Annotated in this window: 23 protein-coding genes; 21 read left to right on the forward strand and 2 right to left on the reverse strand. The window is 64.9% G+C overall.

Translation table 11 applies throughout. From position 1 onward, the window contains the following. Positions 1-77: 77 nt before the first annotated feature. Together CF161_RS08265 and CF161_RS08270 are read left to right on the forward strand one after the other, a co-directional pair. The gene (locus CF161_RS08265) at positions 78-2558 is read left to right on the forward strand and encodes a TonB-dependent siderophore receptor (RefSeq protein WP_020296109.1); all 2481 of its coding nucleotides are present in this window, start codon (positions 78-80) and stop codon (positions 2556-2558) included. Positions 2559-2673: 115 nt separating this feature from the next. Next, positions 2674-3507, forward strand: a complete 834-nt coding sequence (locus tag CF161_RS08270; protein WP_020296110.1) for an AraC family transcriptional regulator — start codon at positions 2674-2676, stop codon at positions 3505-3507. 1 nt (position 3508) lies between these two features. On the opposite strand, the gene CF161_RS08275 is transcribed toward CF161_RS08270, so the two are convergent. After that, positions 3509-4096 carry a LysE family translocator gene (locus CF161_RS08275; RefSeq protein ID WP_020296111.1) on the reverse strand — a complete coding sequence of 196 codons (588 nt, stop codon included), beginning with the start codon at positions 4094-4096 and terminating at the stop codon, positions 3509-3511. 111 nt (positions 4097-4207) lie between these two features. On the opposite strand from CF161_RS08275, the gene CF161_RS08280 reads away from it, so the two are divergent. The 14 genes from CF161_RS08280 to CF161_RS08345 all read left to right on the forward strand — a co-directional run bounded on the left by CF161_RS08280 (position 4208) and on the right by CF161_RS08345 (position 13964). Further along, positions 4208-4768, forward strand: a complete 561-nt coding sequence (locus tag CF161_RS08280; RefSeq protein ID WP_020296112.1) for a GNAT family N-acetyltransferase — start codon at positions 4208-4210, stop codon at positions 4766-4768. Next, complete coding sequence (locus CF161_RS08285; RefSeq protein ID WP_020296113.1) at positions 4768-5259, forward strand: GNAT family N-acetyltransferase; 492 nt, start codon at positions 4768-4770, stop codon at positions 5257-5259. The genes CF161_RS08280 and CF161_RS08285 overlap by 1 nt, the downstream gene beginning before the upstream one ends. A gap of 19 nt (positions 5260-5278) precedes the next feature. Continuing rightward, entirely contained in the window at positions 5279-5743 is a 465-nt protein-coding gene (locus CF161_RS08290; RefSeq protein WP_020296114.1) for a hypothetical protein, read from the forward strand. Between the two features lie 110 nt (positions 5744-5853). After that, positions 5854-6396, forward strand: coding sequence for a DUF3455 domain-containing protein (locus tag CF161_RS08295; RefSeq protein WP_020296115.1), 543 nt, complete (start codon positions 5854-5856; stop codon positions 6394-6396). Positions 6397-6504: 108 nt separating this feature from the next. Beyond that, complete coding sequence (locus tag CF161_RS08300) at positions 6505-7059, forward strand: sigma-70 family RNA polymerase sigma factor (protein WP_020296116.1); 555 nt, start codon at positions 6505-6507, stop codon at positions 7057-7059. Beyond that, positions 7056-7775, forward strand: a complete 720-nt coding sequence (locus CF161_RS08305) for an anti-sigma factor domain-containing protein (RefSeq protein ID WP_020296117.1) — start codon at positions 7056-7058, stop codon at positions 7773-7775. Before CF161_RS08300 ends, CF161_RS08305 begins: the two co-directional genes overlap by 4 nt. Positions 7776-7888: 113 nt before the next feature. Further along, positions 7889-8578, forward strand: a complete 690-nt coding sequence (locus CF161_RS08310; RefSeq protein ID WP_084471680.1) for a YjfI family protein — start codon at positions 7889-7891, stop codon at positions 8576-8578. A 25-nt stretch (positions 8579-8603) separates the two neighbouring features. Next, positions 8604-9302: a PspA/IM30 family protein gene (locus tag CF161_RS08315; protein ID WP_020296119.1), complete on the forward strand. Its 699-nt coding sequence runs from the start codon at positions 8604-8606 to the stop codon at positions 9300-9302. A 156-nt stretch (positions 9303-9458) separates the two neighbouring features. Then, positions 9459-10022, forward strand: a complete 564-nt coding sequence (locus CF161_RS08320; protein WP_020296120.1) for a rhomboid family intramembrane serine protease — start codon at positions 9459-9461, stop codon at positions 10020-10022. 81 nt (positions 10023-10103) lie between these two features. Next, on the forward strand, positions 10104-10754 hold the full coding sequence (locus CF161_RS08325) for a DUF2491 family protein (protein WP_020296121.1): 651 nt from the start codon (positions 10104-10106) through the stop codon (positions 10752-10754). Positions 10755-10769: 15 nt separating this feature from the next. Beyond that, entirely contained in the window at positions 10770-11198 is a 429-nt protein-coding gene (locus CF161_RS08330) for a DUF350 domain-containing protein (RefSeq protein WP_020296122.1), read from the forward strand. A gap of 20 nt (positions 11199-11218) precedes the next feature. Beyond that, positions 11219-11935: a DUF1190 domain-containing protein gene (locus CF161_RS08335; protein ID WP_020296123.1), complete on the forward strand. Its 717-nt coding sequence runs from the start codon at positions 11219-11221 to the stop codon at positions 11933-11935. A 13-nt stretch (positions 11936-11948) separates the two neighbouring features. Further along, entirely contained in the window at positions 11949-13106 is a 1158-nt protein-coding gene (locus CF161_RS08340; protein WP_020296124.1) for a glutathionylspermidine synthase family protein, read from the forward strand. 138 nt (positions 13107-13244) lie between these two features. Continuing rightward, complete coding sequence (locus CF161_RS08345; RefSeq protein ID WP_020296125.1) at positions 13245-13964, forward strand: class I SAM-dependent methyltransferase; 720 nt, start codon at positions 13245-13247, stop codon at positions 13962-13964. On the opposite strand, the gene CF161_RS08350 is transcribed toward CF161_RS08345, so the two are convergent. Beyond that, positions 13965-14747, reverse strand: a complete 783-nt coding sequence (locus CF161_RS08350; protein ID WP_020296126.1) for an IclR family transcriptional regulator — start codon at positions 14745-14747, stop codon at positions 13965-13967. A 395-nt stretch (positions 14748-15142) separates the two neighbouring features. Between CF161_RS08350 and CF161_RS08355 the strand changes: the two genes are divergently transcribed. From CF161_RS08355 to CF161_RS08375, 5 genes are all read left to right on the forward strand, one after another. After that, on the forward strand, positions 15143-16513 hold the full coding sequence (locus CF161_RS08355; RefSeq protein WP_020296127.1) for an aminotransferase: 1371 nt from the start codon (positions 15143-15145) through the stop codon (positions 16511-16513). Between the two features lie 47 nt (positions 16514-16560). Next, positions 16561-17685: an ABC transporter ATP-binding protein gene (locus CF161_RS08360; protein WP_020296128.1), complete on the forward strand. Its 1125-nt coding sequence runs from the start codon at positions 16561-16563 to the stop codon at positions 17683-17685. 90 nt (positions 17686-17775) lie between these two features. Then, positions 17776-18822: an ABC transporter substrate-binding protein gene (locus CF161_RS08365; protein WP_020296129.1), complete on the forward strand. Its 1047-nt coding sequence runs from the start codon at positions 17776-17778 to the stop codon at positions 18820-18822. 17 nt (positions 18823-18839) lie between these two features. Further along, on the forward strand, positions 18840-20048 hold the full coding sequence (locus CF161_RS08370; RefSeq protein WP_043228902.1) for an ABC transporter permease: 1209 nt from the start codon (positions 18840-18842) through the stop codon (positions 20046-20048). Beyond that, entirely contained in the window at positions 20048-20863 is an 816-nt protein-coding gene (locus CF161_RS08375) for an ABC transporter permease (protein WP_020296131.1), read from the forward strand. Before CF161_RS08370 ends, CF161_RS08375 begins: the two co-directional genes overlap by 1 nt. Positions 20864-20889: the final 26 nt, after the last annotated feature.

The following is a 20889-nucleotide window of genomic DNA, read 5'->3' on the forward strand; positions in this document are numbered from 1 at the left end:
TCCCTTTTCGATCTTTCCTTCGGTTAACCCCTTAGCAGCACTCACATTGCCGATCGATTTGATCCAAAGGGACCCCCATGCCGTCACCCACCACCCTGCGTTTGCGCTTCCCGTTGCGCCCCCTGGCCCTGGCCATTCCCGCCGCCCTGCTGTGCCTGGCGCCCCTGCCGGCCCAGGCCGCCGAAGCCCCGGCCAGTGAACACCAGACCCGCGCCTTCAACATTGCCCCGGGCTCACTGGTGACGGCACTCAACAGCTTCTGCGAACAGGCCGGGATCTTCCTCGCCGGGCAGAACGAGCTGGCACAGGGCAAGCGCAGCGCCGGGCTCAGCGGCAACTACAGCGTCGCCGAAGGCTTGCAGCGCCTGCTCCAGGGTTCGGGGCTGCAGGCCCAGCCCCTGAGCAACGGCGGCTATGTACTGCAGAGCCTGCCCGAGGGCAGTGGCCACGTGGAGCTGGGGGCCACCACCATCTCGGCCCAGGGCCTGGGCGCCACCACCGAAGGCACCCAGTCCTACACCACCGGCGCCACATCGTCGGCCACCGGCCTGGCCCTGTCCTTGCGCGAAACGCCGCAGTCGGTGACCGTGATCACCCGCCAGCAAATGGATGACCAGGGCGCCACCAGCATTGCCGACACGCTGCGTCGCGCCCCCGGGGTCAGCGTGCAGAACTACGACAGCGAGCGCTGGGAGTTCTCGACCCGGGGCATGCCCATCACCAACTTCCAGTACGACGGGGTCAACTCGACCTACGACGGGGTCTACGACTACGGCACCACCAGCACCGACATGGCGACCTTCGACCGGGTCGAAATCATCAAGGGCGCCAGCGGCCTGATGACCGGTTCGGGCGACCCGTCGGCCACCGTCAACCTGATCCGCAAACGCCCGACTCGGGACTTCAAGGCCTCGGTCACCGGCACCGTCGGCTCCTGGGACAACTACCGCAGCGAGGGCGATATCTCCGGCCCGCTGACCGAAAGCGGTAACGTGCGCGGGCGCTTTGTCGGGGTCTATCAGGAACGCCAATCCCACCTCGACCACTACCAGAACACCAAGGACATCGCCTACGGCATCCTGGAAATGGACCTGACCCCCGACACCCTGCTGACCTTCGGCATGGACCAGCAGAACACCCGCTCTCGCGGGGCCAGCTGGACCGGCTTCCCGATGTACAACAGCGACGGTTCGCGGACCCGTTTCTCGCGCTCCTTCAACCCCGGCACCGACTGGAGCCGCCGCGACTTCCAGACCCAGACCCTGTTCGCATCCCTGGAACAGAAGCTGGCCAACGACTGGAAACTCAAAGTCAGCTACGACCGCAAGCATCGCGAGCACGACACCCTGCTCGGCTCGGCCAGCGGCGGCAATCCGGATGCGGCGACCGGTAACGGCATGTTCATGTACATGGGCAAGTTCGTCGGCGACCAGACCCAGGACAATATCGACATCAACCTCAGCGGCCCCTTCACCCTGCTCGGCCGCGAACATGAGCTGATCGCCGGTTTCACCTCGATGAACGCGCGCCAGAACGACCCGGTCTACGGTTCGGTGTACCCGCTGCTCGGCAGCAGCATTTACGACTGGAACGGCAAGTTCGCCAAGCCGAATATTCCCCGCGCCGGCAGCGACAAGATTACCGAGCGCCAGACCGGTGCCTACCTCGCCACCCGGCTGAAACCCACCGACGACCTGTCGCTGATCCTGGGCGGGCGGGTCAGTGATTTCAAAGCCTCGGACTTCACCGACTTCGCCGACCCGACCCAGGCCGACATGCGCACCGGCTACCACCAGACCGGGGTGGTGACGCCTTACGCGGGTGTGGTCTATGCCCTCAACGACACGTACTCGGTGTACACCAGCTACACCAATATCTATCAACCGCAAATGAGCAAGGACGCCAATGGGCAGGTCCTCGACCCCGTCGAAGGCGACAGCTACGAGGCGGGGATCAAGGCCGAGTACCTGGACGGCCGGGTCAACGCCAGCTTCGCCGTGTTCAGGATCGAACAGGACAACGTGGCGCAGATCATCAGCGGCTACGGCACCGACGCCATCTACCGCGCCGCCGAAGGCGCCACCACCAAGGGCTTCGAACTGGAATTGGCCGGCGAGCTGCTTGAAGGCTGGAACCTCAGCGCCGGCTACAGCTACAACCACACCCGCGACGTCAACAACGACTATGTCTATGGCTCGGTCCTGCGCAGCACCGCGCCGCAGCAGGTAGCCCGACTGTTCAGCAGCTACCGGCTGCCCGGCGCCCTGCAGAAGCTCACCGTGGGCGGCGGCGTCAACTGGCAGAGTGAGTTCTACGGCAATGTGCTCCAGCCCGACCCGAGCGACACGGTCAACGGCGGCCATGACTCACGCCTTGCCCAGGACGGCTACTTCCTGGTCGACGCCATGGCCCGCTACCAGTTCAATCAGCACCTGAGTTCGACCCTCAACGTGAAGAACCTCTTCGACAAGAAGTACTACACCGGCATTGGCAACTTCAGCACCGGCTTCTATGGCGAACCCCGCAGCCTGCAACTGACCACCAAATGGGATTTCTGACCTGACCCGTAGCCGCTGCCGAGGAACGAGGCAGCGGCAGGTTTGAAAACACTTGATCCGGCCGGGCCGGCGCCTGACACTCGTTCACCCCGGCCCGCCCCAAGGAAGCCCCGCGATGAAGCCGTCAGGCGCTAAGCACTTCGACCAGGCACCCCGTTTCTGGCGCGATGCAGCCTTGCCTTTTATCGAGGCCCGGGCCATCGCCGATGGTCGCAAGGCCTGCTATGCCCGGCACTCCCACGAACAGTTCTCCCTCGGCACCATCACCGCCGGGCAAAGCACCTATGTGCATGAGCACCGCACCTTTCACGTCAGCACCGGCAGCGTGGTGCTGATCAACCCGGGCGTGGTGCATGCCTGCAACCCGATCGCAGACCAGCCCTGGTCGTACCGCATGCTGTATGTCGACACCCCCTGGCTGACGGCCTTGCAGCAACAGGCAGGGTTCAGCCAGGGCCCGGGTTTCCAGCCCTATTCCACGCCGTTGAGCAACGACCCGCAGCTGTTTGCCCGGGTCAACCAGCTCTACGCCGTGCTGTTGGATGAGCAGCTGTCGAGCCTGGACAAACAGCAGCAGGTCGCGGACTTTTTCCGCGCCCTGCACCAGCACCTCGAACCTGCCAGCCCGCCGTTGCCCGAGCCCAGGCACAAGCTGGAACGCGCCGCCGACTACATCCGCGACAACTGCACCCGCGCCCTGAAAATGCACGATATCTGCCAGGCCGCCGAGCTGTCGGCGTCTTACCTGAACCGTGCGTTCAAGCAGCAGTACGGCATGACGCCCCACGCCTTCCTGGTCAACCAGCGGGTGCAACTCGCCTGCCTGCGACTGCGCCAGGGCGCGGCGATCGCCGAAGTCGCCGCCGAAGCCGGCTTTGCCGATCAGGCCCACCTGCAACGGGCGTTCAAGCAGCACCTGTCGGCGACGCCCGGGCAGTACCGCGCCTGACTCAGGGCAGCAGCAGGTAGCCAGCACTCAGCACCAGCAGCGCGGCCATGCTGCGGTTGAAACGGCGTACGCCCCCGGGGTGTTCCAGGTACTGGCGCAAGAAGGTGCCGGCGTAGGCCCAGCAGGCCACCGATAGGTAGCAGATCACCAGGTACACCGCCGCAAACAGCCACACCAGCCGAGCCTCGCCATTGGCGGCAAAGGCCCCCATCCCGGCCACACAGGCCAGCCAGGCCTTGGGGTTGAGCCACTGCATCAGCGCGCCATACAGCATCGACGGCGCCCGACCGTTGCCCTGGGTGTCGATCTGGCCGCTGTCCCGCGCCAGCTTGTAGGCCATGAACAGCAAAAAGCCCACGCCAAACAGCTGGATCCCCCGGGTCAGCCACGGCCAGCGCAACAACAGCTCATGCAGCCCCAGGCCGATCAGCACCAGCAACAGGATGAAGCCCAGGGTCGCGCCGGTGACATGCCGCAGGCTGGCCCGCAAACCGAACCGGGCGCCGGCACTCAAGGCCACGATATTCACCGGGCCGGGGGTAATCGAACAGGCCAGGGCAAAGGCCGCCATGGAAAAAACAACGCTCATCACCTACCTTCTCCCAATCACACTGTCTGGCCAGCACGGTAGATGCCCGGCCCGGCCCCTGTATTGAAGAAAACTGCCCCCGGCCCCAAGCCGCGCCCATGGAATAAGCCGATGCGCCCCGTCCCGCCGCTGTACACCCCGCGCCTGCTGTTGCGCATGCCGACCCTGGCCGACCTGGATGCGGTCCATTCGATCCATGGCGACCCCGAGACCAACCGCTTCAACCCCAATGGCGCAGCCAGCCGCGACGCCTGCCGGGACAACGTGCAGGGCTGGATCGAACATTGGCGACAACAGGGGTTTGGCTACTGGGCGCTGTGCCGACGCGAACGCCCTGAAGAGATCCTGGGGTTTGGCGGGATCATGGACTCGCGCTTTGGCGAACACACCGGGCTCAACCTGTACTTTCGCCTGGCGGTGCCCGCCTGGGGCCAGGGCTACGCCAACGAGATGGCGAGCGCCGCCCTGGAGCTGGCATTCCACCGCCTGCAACGTCCGGCCGTGATCGGCCTGGTGCGCCCGGACAACCTGCCTTCGCGGCGCGCCCTGGAACGCCTGGGGCTGAGCCTGTACGGCGAACTCGAGGATTTCCCCGACCTCGCGCCCAGCCTGCTGTATCGCCTGGACGCCGAGGACTACCTGGCCCGCCACCCACGGCCCGGTTGCGTCTGATGCCGGCCTTCGAACTCTGCCCGGCCCAGCGCGACGAGCTGGATATCCTCGACCACCTGCTGCAGTTCTACCTCTATGAACTCAGCGCCTGGCTGCCCCTCAAATTCGGGCGCCACGGCCTGTACGAGATCCAGTCCCAGGACGACTACTGGCGCGCGCCCCAGACCCGCCCGTGGCTGATCCGTGTCGATGGCGAGCTGGCCGGGATGGCCTGCGTCGATGACAGGGTGCACGCGGCGAGCACCCGCTACAACCTTGGCTACCTGTTTATCAGCCGCCGGTTTCGCGGCCAGGGCCTGGGCCGCGCGGTCAGCGCCCGCTTGCTCGAGCAACTGCCGGGCGCCTGGCAAATCGTCCATATCGACGCCAACCAGCCGGCACGGATGTTCTGGGCCAGGGTCATGCCCACCCTCAGCGGTGGCACCTTCGATTGCCAGGCCATCAGCGCCGATGGCTACCCCTGCACCCTGTACCGCTTCAATCACCCCTAGACCAAAGAGAGCCTCCCGCATGGACCCGCTGCACATCCTGTCGAGCGAACACTGGCAGGTCAGTTATCGCCGTGACGCCCGCTATCCGGGCAGTTTGATCGTTTCCTCGGTCGCCGAAGCCAGCGACATCGTCGACCTCACACCCCAGGCACTGCTCGCCCTCGGCCCCGTGCTGGCCTGGACCGAGGGCCTGCTGCAGGCGCAATACACGCCCGTTAAGGTGGTGTTCTACAAACTGGGTTTCTCCAAAGGCTTCAGCGTGCACTTTCACGTGTTGCCGGTGACCCAGGCGCTGCTCGCGCACATCAGTGCCCACCCGGACTACCCCGACGAGCCGGACGGCAACGATGCCATCCTGTTTGTCAGCCGGGTCTATGCCGAACGGGCCCTGACCCCGGCCGAGCGGATACTGCAAGCGGACGAGGCGGCGCGCCTGCGACACTGCGCGCGGGACTTGCCGGCGCCTGATGCGAGCGACCGTTAAGGCTCGGATATTTATTTTCCGCACCCTGCATCCAAATCGCCGCCTGGCGGGTAGTACAGACAGCAGCCCCCTGATGCTGCCCGGCTACCCCCCTTTCTGGAGCGCTACCCATGAATGCCAAACACTTGTTCAGCCTTGTCGCCACTCCCCTTGTCGCCAGTGCCTGGCTCCTGGCAATACCCGCCGCCCAGGCCCAGACCGAGCTGCCGGAAAGCGTGCGGGTGCCGGCCGGGCACAGCATCGCCCTGGAAACCGTCGGCGTCGGCGAGATCACCTATGAATGCCGGGACAAGGCCAACGCCGCCGGCCAGACCGAATGGTTTTTCGTCGGCCCCAAGGCGGTGCTCAATGATCGCAGCGGCAAGCCGGTCGGCAGCTATTTCGGCCCACCCGCCACCTGGCAGGCCAAGGACGGCTCAAAAATCACCGGCACCCAGGTGGCGGTCGCCCCCTCCAGCGCCGGCAACCTGCCCTATCAACTGGTCAAGGCCAACCCGGCCGATGGCAAGGGCGCCATGACGGGCGTCAGCTATATCCAGCGGGTGGCGCTCAAGGGCGGCGTAGCGCCGAGCGCGGCCTGCACCAGCGCCAACAAGGGCCAGCGCGAACAGGTGCAATACCAGGCTGACTATATTTTCTGGGCCGCCAAATAAGCGGTAACACAAACAGCGAAATGGCCGGACCTGAACTCGTCTACGCTGCCTTTCGCGAGCCCCGGCTACCCGGCCGGGGCGCTGACCACCTGTAGACGGCCAAAACCTGTGTCCTTGCCCGAGCCGCTGTTCGACTATGAAGCCAGCCTTGCCGCCTGCGCCCGCGGCGAGCGTCAGGCGCTGCACGCGTTGTACCAGCAGGAAGGCCCGCGCCTGCTGGGCGTGGCCAAGCGCCTGGTGCGCGATACCGCGCTGGCCGAAGACATCGTGCACGACGCTTTCATCAAGATCTGGACCGGCGCCGCCAGCTTCGACCCGCGGCGCGGCGATGCCCGGGGCTGGATCTTCAGCATTACCCGGCACCTGGCATTGAATTTCCTGCGGCGCCAGGGCCGCGAAGTGCAGGTCGACGAGGCCGCAGTCGAGGCCCTGCACGCCCTGCATGAGTGGCCGGCCGAGCCCCAGGGCGAACTGCTGGCCCAGGGCGGGCGCATCCTGCACTGCCTGGAGCAACTGGAACCGGCGCGCCGCGAGTGCATTCTCAAGGCCTATGTCGACGGTTACTCCCACGCGCAGATTTCACACAAGCTGGGCACGCCGTTGGGCACGGTCAAAGCCTGGATCAAGCGCAGCCTCACGGCACTGCGGGAGTGCATGGGATGAACCGCGAGCCGACAGACGACAGCCTTGAGCAACTGGCCGGCGAATACGTGCTGGGCACCCTGGAGGGCGAACAGCGCGACGCCCTGCAACGTCGCCTGGCCAGCGAACCCCGGCTGCGCGCCGCGGTGGATGCCTGGGAACAGCGCCTGCACCCCTTGACCCAACTGGCCGCGCCGCACCCACCTTCGACGCAGTTGTGGAGCCGGATCGAACGCAGCCTCGGCGACAGCCAACCCCGAACACACGCCCCTCCCCGCGCCTCGGCATCCGCTTGGTGGAACCTGCTGCCGCTGTGGCGCGGGCTGGCGGCGGCCGGGCTGGCCGCCAGCCTGATTCTGGGCAGCCTGCTGCTGACCCGAGCCGTACCGGTCAGCACGCCGACCTACCTGGTGGTGCTGGTAGCACCGCAAAACCAGGCCCCCGGCTGGGTGGTCCAGGCCAGCAACCCCCGGGAAATCCAGCTGATCCCCCTGGGAATTGCCCAAGTCCCGGCGGACAAGGCCCTGGAATTCTGGACCAAGGGCGACGACTGGCAAGGCCCGGTATCCCTGGGCCTGGTCAAGCCCGGGCAGACCCTGCACGTGCCCCTGGACAAGCTGCCGCCACTGGAAGCCAACCAATTGTTCGAGCTGACCCTGGAACAAAGCACCGGCTCAGCCATCGGCAAACCCACAGGCCCGGTGCAATTCATTGGCCGCGCCGTGAAGGTCATCTAGGCCGCGAACGAGTATTTCCCGCCGTAACAAAATCTCACGCGTGAGCTATTGAGAATCAGCGAATTGATCTGTAGTGTTCTCACGCGTGATACCTGAGACACGGAGACACCCCAATGAAAACCCGCCTCCCCGCAAGCCCGCCCGACGATTCAACGGCGGATTCAGAGAGCCGACCAGGAGAGCCCGCCAAGGCCTCCAGCAAGAAACCATCGAGCTTCTATATGAAGCAGATGCGTGCCGGCCTCAGCGCCGCGGGTTATGTGAAACACGAAACTTGGGTGCTGCCGGAAAACCGCAGCGTGCTCAAGGAACTCGAGAAGAAGCTGCGCCAGCCGCTGATGGCTGGCTCACCGGTATTGGAGAACAACATGATTGCAGGTGAAAACTGGTCCATCGATCGTCTCTTCAGCGCCTTGCAGGCACTCGACGAGGTGACCTCGCGGGAAATCACCCTGACCCTGATGCAAGGCTCCGAGCAGAGCATCAAGTTGCAGATGAACGAATACGGCGGCCTGCCGATTTACATCGCGGTGGTGGGCGAGCAGATCATCGTCGACACCGTGCTGGTGGATCTGGAATCGATCAACGACGTGGTCCGCTTCAACGACGCCGTGCTGCGCAGCCGGGAAATGTTCCCGCTGTCGTCGATCGGCATCGAGTCGATGCCCAATGGCCAGACGGTCTACAACATGTTCGGCGCGCTGAGCTCGGGTTCCAACCTGACCAATGTGGTGACCGAAGTGCGCACCCTGGTCGACAACGTACAACGCGCCACTGAAGCCTTCGAAAGCTTCTTCAACTGATTTTCCCGAACCTGGAGCCTTCACCATGACTCAGTCCATCTGGAACAAACTCTTTACCGCCCTGCGCGGCGGCGCCAACGAAGTCGGCGAAGCCATTGCCGACCAACAGGCCCTGCGTATTCTCGACCAGGAAATCCGCGACGCCGACGGCGCCCTGGCCAACGCCAAGCGCGAGCTGGTGACCATCATGGCCAAGCACAAGCTGTCGTCCGAGCGTGTTGCCGAGTACAACGCCAAGATCGCCGACCTGGAATCCAAGGCCATGGCCGCCTTGCAGGCCAACCGCGAAGACCTGGCCCTGGAAGTGGCTGAAGCCATCTCCGGCCTGACCACCAGCCTCGACGCCGAGCAGAAGCAATCTGCCGAATTCGGCACCTATGCCGAGAAGATGCGCAAGGACATTGCCAAGGCCGAAGCCCGGATCAAGAGCCTGCGCCAGCAAGTGGACATGGCCAAGGCCCGGGAAAGCGTGCAGAAAGCCCAGGTCAGCGCCTCCATCGCGAGCGGCGGTGCCAATGGCAAGCTGGAAACCGCAGTCGGCACCCTGAGCCGCCTGCAAGCCAAGCAGGACCAGCGCGCCGCCGAGCTCGAAGCCCACGAAGAATTGGCCGATTCCGCCAATGGCAACGACCTGGAGCGCCGCCTGCAGGAAGCCAACATCATCCCCAACCAGGGCAGCGCCAATGCGATTCTCGACCGCCTGAAAAAACAGTCGGCCGAGTAATCAGGCCACCTGTAGCCGCTGCCGAAAGGCGTGGGCCGTGTTCGGACGCTGGCCTTTCGGTCCGCTGTCATGCATGCAGATGTATGAGGCGTCATTGAGGGCCAGCGCAGCCTGGCGGCAGCAGCTACAAGGCTAACGGCCTTCAGGAGGGCCAGGATGGATGCAGTAAAAGGCTTCAAGACGCTCGCCGGCCTGGCCTTGCTGATGGTGGCCGTACAGGTGTTCAACAGCGCGCTGGGCTACAGCCTGAATATTTTCGGCCTGATCCCGCGCACCCTGCAGGGGCTGCCGGGCATTGCCTTGTCGCCCTTCCTGCACGGTTCCTTCGGCCACCTGGCGGCCAACCTGGTGCCCTTCCTGCTGCTGGGCGCCCTGGTGATGACCGAAGGCCTGAAGCGCTTTGTCAGCGTCAGCCTGACCATCATCCTGCTCGGTGGCGCCCTGGTCTGGCTGTTCGGTTTCAGGGGTATCCACGTGGGCGCCAGCGGCTGGGTCTTCGGTTTGTGGGCCTACATCCTGGCCCGCGCCTGGTTCCTGCGCAGCTGGGGCAGCCTGCTGGCCGCCAGCGTGGTGATGTTCCTGTATTCGGGGCTGATTTTCGGCTTTATCCCCCGTGCCGGTGTGTCCTTCGAAGGGCATATCGCCGGCGCCTTCGCCGGCTTCGTCGCCGCGAAAAGCCTTTTCTCCCGCTCGCGGGCGATGTCTAATGCGCCCCGGTAACCCCTCGTTCACGCTTGCCGCGCGCCATGCCCGGCAGCGCTGACGCGTTGCATCGCCCCACTCGCCTCAAGGACATCAGCAATGGGATGGTTTAAACAATTCCTCGGTTTTGAAGCCCCGAAAGCCCAGGCGAGCCTGCCCGCCGTCGGCCCCCTGGGCCTGGCCCAAGGGCTGGCCGTCAGCTTCGACCCAACCCTCAAGCTGCTGCTCGACGGCAAGAGCGCGGTGGTGATTCCCGACACCCAGCAGATCTGGAGCCAGGGCGTGGTCGACCTCGGCCAATCCAACTGGCTGTCGCGCTTTTACATGAACGACGAAGACTACTGGCTGCAGATCCACACCAGTGGCGCGGTCGACGGCCAGGTCGAGTCGGTGATCCTGTTCAACTACCTGAGCTACGTGACCATCAACAGCGAAGCCGAGTTGCGCCGCCTGGCCGGCCCCAACAGCCTGATCGGGCTGCCCGGCTACAGCCATGACGGCGCCGACTACAGTCGCGAATGGGGCACCGAAGCCGGCCAGACCGAACTGGTGGCCTTCAGCGAACGGGTCAGCAACCCGGACCAGTCCTACGTCGTCGAACACCGCTCCATGCTCTATGCGCGGGACACCGGCCTCACTGATCGCCGCGAGTTCCTGCTGTTCTCCGTGGAAGAAGACGCCGAAGGCAGCATCAGCCTCAGCACTTCCCTCGGCATCTCGCTGTACATGACCGACTTGCAACCTCTCTGACCAAGGACCAGGCCCATGCTTGAAGCACTTTCGATTTCCCTGAACAAATTCGCCGTGATCGGCTTCGTCACTTACATCCTCGGCGCCGCGGTGCTGTTCGGCCTGTTCCAGTTCGTCTACACCCGCCTGACGCCGCACAAGGAGTTCGAGCTGATCCGCGAAGGCAACGTCGCCGCCGCCATTGCCCTGGGTGGCGCGATCATCGGCTTCGCGATCCCGGCCAGCAATGTCATCGCCTACTCCATCAGCCTGCTGGACTTCGTGGTCTGGGCGCTGATCGCCGCCGTGGTGCAGATGCTCGCCTTCTTCATGACCAGCCTGGTGCTCAAGGGCACCTCAGAACGCATCCGCAGGGGTGAAATCGCCGCCGGCATCTACGTGGCGGCAGTGGCCATCAGCGTCGGCCTGCTCAATGCCGCCTGCATGACCCCTTCCCAGAACTGATGGCCTGAACGGAGCCCGTGATGAAACGAAGTCAATACGTTCAGCTGTCCCTGGCGACCTCGGTGGCCCTGGCGATTTCCGGCTGCAATTCCGAGCCGGATACCATTTCCGTGCAACAGAAATTCAACTTCCAATCGGTGCAGGAATGCGTCGACGGCAAGCTGCCGGTCGACATCTGCTCCGACGCCTACATCAAGGCCATGGCCGAACACCGCAGCCGCGCGCCGGTGTATGACAACCAGGCCGATTGCGATGCCGATTTCGTCGAGAACTGGTGCCAGCAGGAGTCCAACGGCAAGTTCATCCCCAAACTCGGCGGCTTCCAGATCTCCGCCGACGGCACCTTCACCCAGGCCGACCTCGACCGGGCCAAGGCTGCGGGCATGGACGCCGGCAACTCGGGCAATTCCGGCGGTTTCGGAGGCTCGACCAACGGCCTGCTGACCGGGCTGCTGATCGGCAATATGCTCAGCGGCGGCAATCGCAGCTACTACTCCGAACCGGTGTACCGCTACCGCGACGACCGCGGCGGTTACGCCAACTCGACGCTGAACCAACGCATCGACTCCGGCTCGACCTTCAGCCGGTCGCGCCAGGCGCAGACGGGCAACAGCTTCAAGAACACGCGGCCAATCTCCGTCGCCTCCTCCACCTCGCGCGGCGGTTTCGGCAGCCAGGCCAGCGCCCGCAGCGGTTGGGGCGGGTCGAGCAAAAGCTCGGGGCGCTCCAGCAGCTAAGGACACTACGGCGATGCAGAAGATCCCCTTCAAGGAACGCCCGGACTGGCGGCAGACCGCAGAAAAGCTCGGCTTCATGTTCCATACCATCGATGGCGAAGCCTATTGGGACGAGAGCGCCTACTACCAGTTCAGTCTCAAGCAGATCGAAAACGACCTTGAGGACCCGACCACCGAGATCCATGAAATGTGCATGGATCTGGCGAACAAGGTGGCGCGCAGCGAAGAGTTGCTGGAACGCCTGAGCATCCCGCCGGCGTTTCACGACCTGGTGTGCAACTCCTGGCTCGAAGGCCACCCGCACCTGTACGGCCGCCTGGACTTTTCCTACGCCGGCACCGGACCGGCCAAGCTGCTGGAACTGAACTACGACACCCCCACCAGCCTCTATGAAACCGCCGCGTTCCAGTGGGGCTGGCTGGAGCAGAATATCGAGCGTGGCCTGCTGCCGCGGCATGCCGACCAGTTCAACAGCATCGACACCCGCCTGCACCAGGCCTTCGCCCAGCTGGGGATCAAGCGCCCGTTCTACTTCGCCTCGATGAAAGAGTCGGTGGAAGACAAGGCCACCACAGACTACCTGCGGCTGGTGGCGGAACAGGTCGGCATCGAATCACGCCATATCGACATCGAAGACATCGGCCTCAACGCCGAAGGGCGCTTCGTCGACCTGGAAGAACGCTGGATCCCGCACCTGTTCAAGCTGCATGCCTGGGAGTTCATCTTCCACGAACCCTTCGGTGCCGCCATCGCCCAGTGCGACACGCAGTTCTTCGAGCCGGCGTGGAAGGCGATCATCTCCAACAAGGGCATCCTGCCGCTGCTCTGGGAGTTCAACCCGGGCCACCCGAACCTGCTGGAAAGCTACCTCGACCCGCACCCCAACAGTGCGGTGCCCAAAGGCTGGGTGCGCAAGCCGTTTTTCTCCCGCGAGGGGGCCAATATAGAACTGCGCACCGCCGACGATCAGGTGGTCAAGGAAGACGGGCCTTACACCGACGCGCCCTTTATCCTCCAGGCCCTGGCCCCGCTGCCGCGTTTTGACGACAGCTACACCCTGATCGGTTCCTGGGTGATTGGTGACCAGGCCGCCGGCATTGGCGTGCGTGAAGACAACAGCCTGATCACCAAGGACTCCAGCCGGTTCCTGCCGCACCTGATTCTCGACTGACGCCACTCCCCCCTTGTATCCCCCTGCTCCACCCGGAGCAGGCATTCCAGCCAGGAATGCATCCCAGTCGAAACATGAATTTCATTTATCCCAGTAAGGCATTTAAGGTAAGCAGCACCTGAACCCAAGGAGCCGCCCATGCCCAACCCGCCCAATCCTTCCGTGGACAAGTTCGACGCTTCGCGCGCCGATGAATACGCCCAACAGAGCCGCATTGCCCTGGCCGGTTACGACGCCTGCCATGACCTGCTGGCGTGCATGCTGGCGGCGCACCTGGGTTCCGGGCAGCCGGCGCGGATCCTGGTGGTGGGAGCCGGAGGCACCGCCCAGGAGATTCTGGCCTGCGCGGCACTGGAGCCGCTGTGGCAGTTCTGTGCCGTCGACCCGTCGGCGGCGATGCTCGACCTTGCCGTCAGCCAACTCCAGGCCCGCGGCCTGCTGGATCGCACTGAAGTGCACCTGGGCACCCTCGACGACTTGGCCCAGGGCGAAGCCTATGACGCCGCGACGCTGGTCGGGGTCCTCCATCACCTGCCGGGTGAAGCCGCGAAACAGAAGATCCTCGCCCAGCTCGCCCAGCGCCTGAAACCGGGAGCGCCGTTGATTCTGGCCGGCAACCAGCAACCCTACGCCAGCCAGCCTCTGCTGCTCGCCGCCTGGGGCCAGCGCTGGCGGCAACAAGGGGCCAGCGCCGAACAGGTGCAGGCCAAGCTTGGCAAAATCCTCCAGGGCGCCGACCCACCAGCCTCGGAAGCGGCCATCGCCCAACTGCTGGCTGACGCCGGTTTCGGTGCGCCGACGCGGTTTTTCTCGAGCCTGTTCTGGGGGGCCTGGCTGGCCGAGCGCAACGCCGACTGATCAGCCGAGCGCCCCCTTGTAGCCCAGGTTCCAGGAAATCCTCAGGGCCGCCCGGCGCACGGCCTCGACATAGGGCGCGGGCGGCACCCGGGGAATGTGCTGCAAGGTGCCGACCAGCGCCAGGGTTCCGGTCAGCTCATGGGTGGCACCAAAGATCGGCGCCGCCAGGGCGCAGATGCCCAGGGTCTCTTCCTCGATGGCCAGCGCGTAGCCCCGGGCCCGGGCTTCGTGCACCTGGCGCTGGAGCTCGGCGACCTCCACCACCGTGTGCTCGGTGAAGCGCTGCAACGGCGCGCCGTGGACCAGTTGTGCCAGCAACTTGTCCGAGTGCGCCAGCGCCAGCTTGCCCTGGGCATTGCAGTGCATGGACAACTCGGTGCCCGGGCGCACGCCGATCTCCAGCGAGGCCTTGCCCAGGCTGGTGGTGACCACAGTCAGGCGCCCGCCTTCGAGCACCGAGAGCACCACCGACAGCCCCAGCTCCTCGCGCAAATCCCGCATCGCATCGGCCGAAGCACTCAGCAGATCGATGCCCGACGCCGCAGCCTGACCCAGGACATAGGCGCGAATCCCCAGGCGGTAGCGCGACGTCGCCGGGTTCTGGCTCAAGTAACCGCGCTCCACCAGGGTCTTCAGGTGGCGGAACACCGAGCCCTTGGTGGTGGACAGCTTCAGCGCCAGCTCACTGACGCCGATTTCGCCCGACGCCGCAGCGACCTGCTCCAGCACGTCCAGCGCCAATTGCACGGAGCGCACCCCACCCTTGCCTGTTTCGTCGCTCATTACCGCTCCCTGAAAAATCCTGTGGTGGCCCTTGCTGGCAAGTTTCCTGCAACCTGATTCGTTTCGTCAGGCGGTACGCAGGTTTCTTGATCTCGGTTATTTCTCACGCCACAGGATGAAAAGCAAGAGATTGCCGGCCGAACCCACAAGCGCTTGACGCGGACGCCCGTACTGGGCAAGCGCAACGCAGCCAGCCAATGAAATAAGCCATTGATCTGATTGAAAAAGCCCAAAACCGGCTGTAACAGCCATGGAAGAAAACCAAAAAAACGCCCACCCAGAGAAACAGTATTTTTCTGTAAGAAATAAAATATCGTTTGACGCTCAGTATATTTCCTCGTAAATATGAAACCACGTCACGCATACGCTTACGATTCATGCACGAGGAACAGATTATGACGGCGCTCGATTCAGCCCTTGCCCGCAAGGACATCGCCCACCACCTGCACCCCCAGACCAACCTGCGGCTGCACGAACAGGTCGGCCCCCTGGTGATGGAGCGTGGCGAGGGGATCTACGTTTTCGATACCCAGGGCCAACGTTTTATCGAAGGCATGTCGGGCCTGTGGTGCGCGACCCTGGGTTTCAGCCAGCCGCGCCTGGCCCAGGCCGCCTACCAGCAGTTATTGACCCTGCCCTACCAGCAGACCTTCGCCCACCGCACCACCCAACCGGTGATTGACCTGGCCGCGGCGCTGATCGAGCGCGCGCCCTCGACCTTGAGCAAGGTGATCTTCCAGAGCTCGGGCTCGGAAGCCATCGACAGCGCGATCAAGCTGGTGCGCTATTACCACACCGCCATCGGCCAGCCGCAGAAGCACAAGCTGATCGCCCGCCAGCGCGGCTACCACGGCACCACGCTGGCCGCCGCCAGCCTCACCGGCCTGCCGAACATGCATAAAGGCTGGGGCGACCCGCTGGCCGATGTGATCCACGTGCGCTGCCCGCACCTGTATCGCCAGGGTCAGCCCGGGGAGAGTGAAGAAGCCTTCAGCACACGCCTGGCCGCCGAGCTGGAACAGACCATCCTTGAGCACGGCCCGGAAACCATCGGCGCGTTCTTCGCCGAACCGGTGATGGGCACCGGCGGCGTCATCGTCCCGCCCACTGGTTACTTCGCCAAGATCCAGGCCGTGCTGCGCAAGTACGACATCCTGCTGGTGGCCGACGAGGTGATCTGTGGTTTCGGCCGTACCGGGCACTATTGGGGCTCCCAGGCCATGGGCCTGAAACCGGACATGCTGACCTGCGCCAAGGGCCTGTCGGCGGCCTTCCAACCCATTTCTGCTTTACTGATCAGCGACACGATCTACCAGGCCATTGCCGACCAGAGCAACGTCCTCGGCGGCTTCGGCCATGGCTATACCTACGGCGGCCACCCAGTGGCGGCGGCGGTGGCCCTGGAAACCCTGGCCCTGTACGACGAGCTGGACATCCTGGGCAATGTCGCCGCCGTGGCGCCGCGGTTCCAGGCGGGCGTCCGAGCCTTTGCCGACCATCCGCTGATCGGCGAAGCCCGCGGCATCGGCCTGATGGCGGCCCTGGAGTTCGTCGCCGACAAGGACAGCCGCGAACCCTTCCCCGCGCACCTCAAAGTCGCGGCCCGGGTCGCCGAAGCCCTGCAACGGCGCGGTGTGCTGCTGCGAGCCCTGGGCGACACCCTGGTCATGGCGCCACCGCTGATCATCGACGCGGCCCAGGTCGAGGTCATCCTCACGGCCGTGGCCGAGTCCCTGGACGAGGTGTATGCGGAGCTGGCGCAATGAGCGCCGCGCCCCTGCTCAAAGAACCCATCAGACAACGAGCCGAGCCCATGAACGCAGCGTCCCCCCAGGCCTCGACGGCGGCCCCCGCAACGGGCGATACGGCCCTGGTGCGTTTTGAAAACGTGCACAAGACCTACGACGAGCGCAGCTGGGTGGTCAACGACCTGAACCTGCAGATTGCCCAAGGCGAATTTCTCTCGCTGCTGGGCCCCAGCGGCTCGGGCAAGACCACCACGCTGATGATGCTGGCCGGCTTCGACGCACCGGATCGCGGGCGGATCCTCATGGATGGCCAGGACATCAGCCGGCTGCCGGCCTACAAGCGCGACATGGGCGTGGTGTTCCAGAGTTACGCGCTGTTTCCGCACATGACCGTGGAACAGAACGTGGCGTTCCCCCTCAACCTGCGCAATGTCCCGGCCGCCGAGCGTACCCAGCGCGTCGGCGAAGCCCTGGAGCTGGCGCAACTGGGCGGCTTTGCCTCGCGCAGCCCGGCCCAGCTGTCGGGCGGGCAGCAGCAACGGGTGGCGCTGGCCAGGGCCCTGGTCTATCGCCCGCGCATGTTGCTGATGGACGAACCCCTGGGCGCCCTGGACAAGGCCCTGCGCGAGCGCATGCAACTGGAGCTCAAGAGCATCCATCGCCAGCTCGGCATCACTTTTGTCTACGTCACCCATGACCAGGACGAAGCCATGACCCTGTCCGACCGGGTTGCGGTGTTCCATGAAGGCAAAATCGCCCAGATCGACAGGCCGGAAGCGATCTACAACCGCCCCAGCAGCCGCTTCGTGGCCAACTTCCTGGGCGAGACCAACCTCCTCGAGGGCCGGATCAGCCACCTGGGCAACGGCAGCGCCGGCATCCGCCTCAAGGAAGACGGCTCGCTGCACGAGGTGCCGTGTGCCAGCGCGACCCTGGCGGTCGGCGACCCGGCCGCCCTGGCGATTCGCCCGGAAAACGTGCGCCTGGCCAACCCCGGCGAACCGGCCCTGCACGCGCAGCTGGTGGACAGCATCTTCCACGGCGCCCATTGCAGCCTGCACCTGGTGCTGCCCAGCGGCGCACCGCTGATGCTCAAGCTCAACCCCGGCAGCCTGCAGCGCGCCCTGCCCCTGCCGGGCGAGCGCGTAGGGCTGGCGCTGCCACGGGAGCACGCGCTGATCCTGCCCTGAAACACCGGCCTTGCATAACAACAAACAGCTGCATCACGCCTTTCTATTGCTGCCACAAGAACGATTAAAAACCAGCTCTGGAGTCAAATCATGTTCAACCGCAGATCGCTTTTCACCTGTTCCACCCTGCTGTGCCTGGGCCTGGCCTCAGCCGCCGCACAGGCCCGCGACCTGACCGTGGTGTCCTGGGGCGGCAGCTACCAGGACGTGCAACGGCAGATCTTTTTTGCGCCCTACGCCAAGGCCTCGGGCAACAAGGTCCAGGAAGATTCCTGGGACAGCGGCATCGGCATCCTGCGGACCAAGGCCGAAGGCCCGGACAGCGGCTGGGACGTGGTCCAGGTCGAGGGCGAAGACCTGCAACTGGGCTGCAGCGAGGACCTGTTCCTGCCCCTGGACTTTGCACGCATCGGCGGCAAGGACACCTACATCCCCTCGGCGATCAGCGAGTGCGGGGTCGGTGCTGCGGTCTACAACTTTGTCCTGGGGTATGACAAGTCGAAACTGAGCGGCACGCCCCAGGGCTGGAGCGACTTCTTCGACCTGAAGAAGTACCCGGGCAAACGCGCGCTGCGCCAGGGGCCCAAGGGCAATCTGGAAATCGCCCTGATGGCCGACGGCGTGCCGGTGGCCGAGGTCTACCAAGTGCTCAACACCCCGGCCGGGGTCAGCCGCGCCTTCGCCAAGCTGGACCAGATCAAGGACCAGCTGCTGTTCTGGAAATCCGGTGGCCAGCCCATGCAGTTGCTGGCCTCCGGCGAAGTGGCGATGACCACCTCGTACAACGGCCGGGTAACCAATGCCATCAACCAGGACCACAAACCCTTCGGCCTGGTGTGGAACCAGTCGCTGCAGACCATGGACAGCTGGGTGATCCTGCGCAACTCGCCGAACCCGGAAGCCGCCTACGGCCTGCTCAAGGAGATGGGCAACCCCGACCAGCAAAAGCTCTGGCCGGCCCTGCAACCGACCGGTATCACCACGGTCAAGGGCATCGCCCAGGTCGACCCCAAGGTCCTCGCGGACATGCCCAGCGCGCCGCAGAACAGCGCCAACGTGCTGCAGATCGACGACAAGTTCTGGGTCGACCGGGTCGATGAGTTGAATGCCAAGTGGACCGCCTGGTCGGCCAAGTAACTATCCGAGGCCTCGAGATGACCACCTTCGCCGTTGCACTGCCGGTCGTGGCGCGCAGGAATCACCGCGCGCTGTGGCGCGCCTATGCCCTGCTCGCGCCCCTGGTGCTGTTTTTACTGCTGACCTTCGTCGGCCCGATCGCCACCCTGCTGTGGCGGGGCGTGGCCGACAGCGAGCTGCCCGACGCACTGCCGCAAACCGCCCTGGCGCTCAAGCAATGGGATGGCCGCTCGGCGCCGGATGAGCGCCTGCTGCGCCCGTTCAGTGCCGACCTGCAACAGGTGTCGGCCAAGGAACTGGCGGGGCTGGCCCGGCGCCTGTCCTATGAGGCACCGCAATTGCGCGCCATGCTCGCCACCGCCAAGCGCGGCGCCGCCAATCTGGATGGCAGCGCCCAGGGGTTCGCGGCGCTGGACCCGCGCTGGCTGGAAAACGAAACCTGGCAAAGCTTCAAGCGCGCCAGCGGGCCGGTCGGCAGCTACCACCTGCTGTCGGCGCTGGACCTCAAGCGCGACTACAACCAGGGCATCGTCGGCAAGGGTGAAGAAGGCCTGTACCGCTCGATACTGCTGCGCACCTTCGCCATTGCCGCGGCCACCACGCTGATCTGCGTGCTGCTGGCGTTCCCGCTGTGTGCCTACCTCGACCGGCGCACGCCGCGCACGCGCAACCTGTTGCTGCTGTTGATCCTGCTGCCGTTCTGGACCTCGATCCTGGTGCGCACCACGGCCTGGATGGTGCTGTTGCAGGACCAGGGCGTGGTCAATACCTCGCTGCTGTACCTGGGGTTGATCGATAGCCCGCTGCGCCTGCTGTACAACCGCTTCGGGGTGATCCTGGCGCTGGTCCACGTGATGCTGCCGTTCATGGTGTTTCCGTTGCTGGCGGCCATGCAGTCGAGCAATCGGCTGCTGGTCCAGGCCGCCTATTCCATGGGCGCGCGGCCGCTGTTCACCTTCTTCCGGGTGTACCTGCCCCAGGTCCTGCCGGGCCTGGCGGCGGGAGCGCTGATGGTGTTTATCGTGACCCTGGGCTTTTACATCACCCCGGCGCTGATCGGCGGCCCCGGCGACCAGATGATCAGCTACTACATCGCCCAATTCACCACCGGCACCTTGAACTGGGGCCTGGCGTCCGCACTGGGCATCGTCCTGCTGACGGTCACCACCCTGCTCTATCTGATCCAGGCCCGGCTCGCCCGTGGCCGCTCCCAGGGGAGACACTGATGATCAAGAACCCTAACGCCGGCGCCCTGAGCGTGTTCGGCTTTTTCAGCCTGTCCCTGAGCGGCTGGCTGGTGCTGGCTTTCCTGGTGCTGCCGATCCTGATCGTGCTGCCCTTGTCGTTCAGCGACAGCCGCTATATGTCGCTGCCCATCAGCGGCCTGACCCTGCATTGGTACCAGGCGTTCTTCGGTTCCAGCCAATGGCTGGGGGCGTTGTTCAACAGCTTTGCCATCGCCTGCCTCAGCACCTTGCTCGCGGTGGTGCTCGGCGGCCTTGCGGCCCTCGGGCTGAGCCATGACCGGCTGCCGGGGCGACGTTTTATCGAGGTGCTGCTGATCGCGCCGATGATCGTGCCGGCGGTGATTGTCGGGGTCGGGATGTACTTCGTGTTTGCCAGCCTGGGCCTGACCCGGACCTTTACCGGCCTGGTCCTGGCCCACACCACCCTGGCCGTGCCCTTCGTGGTGATCAACGTCGGCTCGGCACTGGTCGGGCTCAACCAGCGCCTGCTCTGGGCAGCGGCCAGCATGGGCGCGACACCCTGGATCTGCCTGCGCAAGATCACCCTGCCGCTGATTGCCCCGGGGCTGATTTCCGGCGGCTTGTTCGCCTTCGCCACGTCCCTGGATGAGGTGGTGGTCACCCTGTTCCTGGCCGGCCCCGACCAGCGCACCCTGCCCCGGGAAATGTTCACCACGGCCCGCGAATCCCTGAGCCCGGTGCTGCTCGCGGCCGCGACCATCATGGTGCTGTTCGCCACCTTGCTGCTGATGCTGTCGCGGCGCCTGAGCCAACCCGCAAAAGGCCCCGCCTGAAACCCGGCCCCGGTTCCAGGCGCGCT

Source organism: Pseudomonas sp. CF161 (genome assembly GCF_000416215.1).
Lineage (GTDB): Bacteria > Pseudomonadota > Gammaproteobacteria > Pseudomonadales > Pseudomonadaceae > Aquipseudomonas.

Excerpts from the sequence above, each read along its gene's own strand:
- CF161_RS08265 (WP_020296109.1), top strand. The coding sequence starts at position 78 with ATGCCGTCACCCACCACCCTGCGTTTGCGCTTCCCGTTGCGCCCCCTG.
- CF161_RS08270 (WP_020296110.1), top strand. The coding sequence starts at position 2,674 with ATGAAGCCGTCAGGCGCTAAGCACTTCGACCAGGCACCCCGTTTCTGG.
- CF161_RS08275 (WP_020296111.1), bottom strand. The coding sequence starts at position 4,096 with ATGAGCGTTGTTTTTTCCATGGCGGCCTTTGCCCTGGCCTGTTCGATT.
- CF161_RS08280 (WP_020296112.1), top strand. The coding sequence starts at position 4,208 with ATGCGCCCCGTCCCGCCGCTGTACACCCCGCGCCTGCTGTTGCGCATG.
- CF161_RS08285 (WP_020296113.1), top strand. The coding sequence starts at position 4,768 with ATGCCGGCCTTCGAACTCTGCCCGGCCCAGCGCGACGAGCTGGATATC.
- CF161_RS08290 (WP_020296114.1), top strand. The coding sequence starts at position 5,279 with ATGGACCCGCTGCACATCCTGTCGAGCGAACACTGGCAGGTCAGTTAT.
- CF161_RS08295 (WP_020296115.1), top strand. The coding sequence starts at position 5,854 with ATGAATGCCAAACACTTGTTCAGCCTTGTCGCCACTCCCCTTGTCGCC.
- CF161_RS08305 (WP_020296117.1), top strand. The coding sequence starts at position 7,056 with ATGAACCGCGAGCCGACAGACGACAGCCTTGAGCAACTGGCCGGCGAA.
- CF161_RS08310 (WP_084471680.1), top strand. The coding sequence starts at position 7,889 with ATGAAAACCCGCCTCCCCGCAAGCCCGCCCGACGATTCAACGGCGGAT.
- CF161_RS08315 (WP_020296119.1), top strand. The coding sequence starts at position 8,604 with ATGACTCAGTCCATCTGGAACAAACTCTTTACCGCCCTGCGCGGCGGC.
- CF161_RS08320 (WP_020296120.1), top strand. The coding sequence starts at position 9,459 with ATGGATGCAGTAAAAGGCTTCAAGACGCTCGCCGGCCTGGCCTTGCTG.
- CF161_RS08325 (WP_020296121.1), top strand. The coding sequence starts at position 10,104 with ATGGGATGGTTTAAACAATTCCTCGGTTTTGAAGCCCCGAAAGCCCAG.
- CF161_RS08330 (WP_020296122.1), top strand. The coding sequence starts at position 10,770 with ATGCTTGAAGCACTTTCGATTTCCCTGAACAAATTCGCCGTGATCGGC.
- CF161_RS08335 (WP_020296123.1), top strand. The coding sequence starts at position 11,219 with ATGAAACGAAGTCAATACGTTCAGCTGTCCCTGGCGACCTCGGTGGCC.
- CF161_RS08340 (WP_020296124.1), top strand. The coding sequence starts at position 11,949 with ATGCAGAAGATCCCCTTCAAGGAACGCCCGGACTGGCGGCAGACCGCA.
- CF161_RS08345 (WP_020296125.1), top strand. The coding sequence starts at position 13,245 with ATGCCCAACCCGCCCAATCCTTCCGTGGACAAGTTCGACGCTTCGCGC.
- CF161_RS08350 (WP_020296126.1), bottom strand. The coding sequence starts at position 14,747 with ATGAGCGACGAAACAGGCAAGGGTGGGGTGCGCTCCGTGCAATTGGCG.
- CF161_RS08355 (WP_020296127.1), top strand. The coding sequence starts at position 15,143 with ATGACGGCGCTCGATTCAGCCCTTGCCCGCAAGGACATCGCCCACCAC.
- CF161_RS08360 (WP_020296128.1), top strand. The coding sequence starts at position 16,561 with ATGAACGCAGCGTCCCCCCAGGCCTCGACGGCGGCCCCCGCAACGGGC.
- CF161_RS08365 (WP_020296129.1), top strand. The coding sequence starts at position 17,776 with ATGTTCAACCGCAGATCGCTTTTCACCTGTTCCACCCTGCTGTGCCTG.
- CF161_RS08370 (WP_043228902.1), top strand. The coding sequence starts at position 18,840 with ATGACCACCTTCGCCGTTGCACTGCCGGTCGTGGCGCGCAGGAATCAC.
- CF161_RS08375 (WP_020296131.1), top strand. The coding sequence starts at position 20,048 with ATGATCAAGAACCCTAACGCCGGCGCCCTGAGCGTGTTCGGCTTTTTC.